Below are 3,324 nucleotides of genomic sequence, written 5' to 3'. Positions count from 1 at the left end.
ACAATTTTAATTGTTATTGTGGGATGGGCGTCCCGCCCGTCCAAAAAAGACGGGCGGGACGCCCATCCCACAAACTTTTTGAGAAACCCGGTGGCTTTCCAAAACCAAAACGGTTAAACCTTAGCAATATCCCCCGCTAAATCCATCAACGAACCCGCACCTTCTACCTTAGCAACATCTAACAAAGTCTTCAAAACTGAATCGGGATTCAAACTAATCGAATCAATTCCCAACTCAACCAAGAAACGAGCAAACTCAGGATAATCGCTGGGCGCTTGACCGCAAATCCCAATCTTGCGATCGTACTTTTTGGCGGCTTTAATGGCAATTGCTACCATGCGCTTGACAGCTTCATTCCGTTCGTCAAAAATGTGTGCGACTAAAGCAGAATCCCGGTCTAATCCTAATGTTAGCTGAGTTAAATCGTTAGAGCCGATCGAGAATCCGTCAAAAACTTGGGCAAATTCGTCAGCAAATATGACATTGCTTGGCAATTCGCACATCACATACACTTGCAAGCCGTTTTCGCCCTTGACTAAACCGTGTTTTGCCATCTCTGCCAACACTTTTCGCCCTTCATCCGGGGTGCGACAAAATGGAATCATCGGAATCACATTTGTCAAGCCCATTTCGTCGCGAACTCGCTTTAATGCTTTGCATTCCAAAGCGTAAGCTTCGCGGTAATTCGGGTCGTAATAACGAGAGGCGCCGCGCCACCCGATCATCGGGTTTTCTTCCTTGGGTTCAAACTGCCGCCCGCCCAAAAGATTAGCATATTCGTTGCTCTTGAAATCGCTCATCCGCACGATAACTGGATTTGGATAAAATGCGGCGGCAATTGTGGCAATTCCGTGGGCGAGTTTGTCGGTGAAGAAATCGGGTTTGTGTTGGTAAAGTGCTGTCAGGTTTGCAATTTCTTCCTTGACTGATTCATCCACCAATTCGTCAAAGTGAATCAGTGCCAGCGGGTGTGCTTTAATGTGATTGGCAATGATGAATTCCAACCGCGCTAAGCCTACGCCGTCGCAAGGAATGGCTGATAAACCAAAGGCTTCTTCTGGGTTCCCGACATTCATTAAAATTTGAGTGCGGGTGCGGGGTAAATTCTCGATCGCAGTTTCTTGAATTTCAAAAGGAAGCAAACCGGAATAAACTTTGCCTTCATCTCCTTCGGAACAAGAAACAGTGATTTCTTGCCCGTTTTTCAAGATTTGGGTGGCATCGCCGGTGCCGACAATGGCGGGAATTCCCATTTCTCTGGCGATGATGGCGGCGTGACAAGTACGCCCACCGGAATTGGTGACGATCGCACTTGCTTTTTTCATGATCGGTTCCCAATCCGGGTCTGTTTTGTTGGTAACTAAAACTTCTCCTGATTGAAATTCAGCAATTCTGTGAACGTCTAAAATCACGCGGGCTTTGCCTTGTCCGATTGATTCGCCAACGGCGCGTCCTTTTGCCAAAACTGCACTGCTGCCTTGCAATTTGTAGTTTCGCAAAACTTTAGCAGACTTTTGAGATTGTACTGTTTCGGGTCGCGCTTGGACAATAAACAATTCGCCGGTATTGCCGTCTTTTGCCCACTCAATGTCCATCGGGGTATAAGTACCGCGCACTTTTGAGTAGTGTTCTTCGATGACTACTGCCCATTTTGCTAGTTGCAAAATTTCATCATCTTGGATGGCAAATTTGTTTTTTTCTGCTGCGATGACGGAGACGTTTTTGGTGTATTTAGAACCGCCGATATCGTACACCATTTTGAGTGTTTTGGTGCCGAGACGTTTGTCTAAAATCGGGAGAAAACCTTGTTTTAATGTTGGTTTAAAGACGAAGTATTCGTCGGGGTTGACGGTGCCTTGGACGACGTTTTCGCCTAATCCGTAGGCGGCGGTGACTAATACGGCGTTTTTGAATCCGGTTTCGGTGTCGATGCTGAACATGACGCCGGAGGATGCTAAGTCCGATCGCACCATTTTTTGGACGCCGACTGATAGGGCGACTTCAAAGTGGTCGAAACCCCGCTGTTGGCGGTAGGAAATCGCGCGATCTGTGAATATGGAAGCAAAGCATTTGTGACAGCATTCGAGGACGCCAGCGCAAGCTTGGACGTTGAGGTAGGTTTCTTGCTGTCCCGCGAAACTGGCGTCTGGTAAGTCTTCGGCGGTGGCGGAGGAACGCACTGCTACGTCTGTACTGTCGCCGTAGCGATCGCACAATTTTTCGTAAGCATCGGCGATCGCCGCTTGGAGTTCTCGCGGAAATGGTGTGTCGAGAATCAGTGCCCGCGCTTGCTTGCCTTTTTGTCGCAGGTTCTGCAGATCTTCTACGTCTAAATCGGCAAAAATTTCGCGCAATTTAGCTTCTAAACCCGCTGACTGGATGAAGTACCGGTAAGCGTATGCTGTAGTTGCAAATCCGTTGGGAACTCTGACTCCTTGGCTGGTTAATTGTTGAATCATTTCGCCCAAAGAAGCATTTTTACCGCCTACTAATGGGATGTCGGCGATGCCGACTTCATCAAATAACAATACTAAGGCTTTTTCTTTGGGAATTACACCGGGTTTTTGATCAATTGCTAATTTTTCGATCATTGCTTTTTTCCTCTCAACTTCATCTCAGTTCGGTCAAAGCACAGTAAACAAAAGACAGTTTATTGGGAATTGTAATTTGGCTACCAAAGTTCTCTGATTTTTTCCTAGGCTGTATCAACCGAGTTTTCGATTGCCTCTACTTCAAGATTATCACTTTTTGGCTAAATAGCAAGGCCTGTGGAGATATTTGATTTGATTGCAAAACGTAAAGAATTTGCAGTAATGAGTTTATGTAAGGTATTATAAAAGAAGTGGTAAAAATATGAATAACGAAGATAGTTCTCACCGCTTTTTTGGCGTTGAGCGCTCATTGGTGCGGGGATATCGCTTGGATTGTGTTGGTAGCGGAATCCAAGGGCAAGAAACGGTGGGGTTCGATCGCGCGATCGGCTGAACTCGCCCAAAAAGCCGATACTTACTTTCCGATAGGAGTCGTGAGTCACCAAAAATAGGAGATTCTAGTTCAACCTCCCCGATTCATCTGTGGACTAAATCTAAAATCTAAAATCTAAAATCGGGTGACAGGGGCGATCGCCCCAAAAAATACTATGCAGCTTAGTTTCCTCCTGACACCGAGCTTCTAAAAACCTTAAAAAAATTACCCCTGATTGCGTTAGCCTACTTAGAGGAAAAACACAATCGCATAGATATCAGATCAGAAGTGTTGAACGCTTATTGATAGAATTCTGAAAATAGACATACGAATCCTATAAAATGCTGATTTCAGCAATTG

General features: G+C 45.8%; 2 protein-coding genes. One reads left to right on the top strand and one right to left on the bottom strand.

The genetic code is table 11. The annotated features are described in order from the left end of the window. Window positions 1–113: 113 nt before the first annotated feature. Complete coding sequence (gene ppsA / locus QUB20_RS28255) at window positions 114–2,591, bottom strand: phosphoenolpyruvate synthase (RefSeq protein ID WP_333251462.1); 2,478 nt, start codon at window positions 2,589–2,591, stop codon at window positions 114–116. A 262-nt stretch (window positions 2,592–2,853) separates the two neighbouring features. On the opposite strand from ppsA, the gene QUB20_RS28250 reads away from it, so the two are divergent. Then, complete coding sequence (locus tag QUB20_RS28250) at window positions 2,854–2,985, top strand: hypothetical protein (RefSeq protein ID WP_333251459.1); 132 nt, start codon at window positions 2,854–2,856, stop codon at window positions 2,983–2,985. The last annotated feature ends 339 nt before the right edge of the window (window positions 2,986–3,324 follow it).

The organism is Microcoleus sp. B4-C2, from assembly GCF_036705265.1.
In the GTDB taxonomy this organism is placed as follows: domain Bacteria; phylum Cyanobacteriota; class Cyanobacteriia; order Cyanobacteriales; family Microcoleaceae; genus Microcoleus.
Note: the sequence above shows the minus strand (reverse complement) of the source record. Positions and strands in the feature narration are given on the sequence as shown.

Bases quoted from the DNA above. Each gene is read 5' to 3' on its own strand.
- ppsA (WP_333251462.1), bottom strand. From the start codon at position 2,591: ATGATCGAAAAATTAGCAATTGATCAAAAACCCGGTGTAATTCCCAAA.
- QUB20_RS28250 (WP_333251459.1), top strand. From the start codon at position 2,854: ATGAATAACGAAGATAGTTCTCACCGCTTTTTTGGCGTTGAGCGCTCA.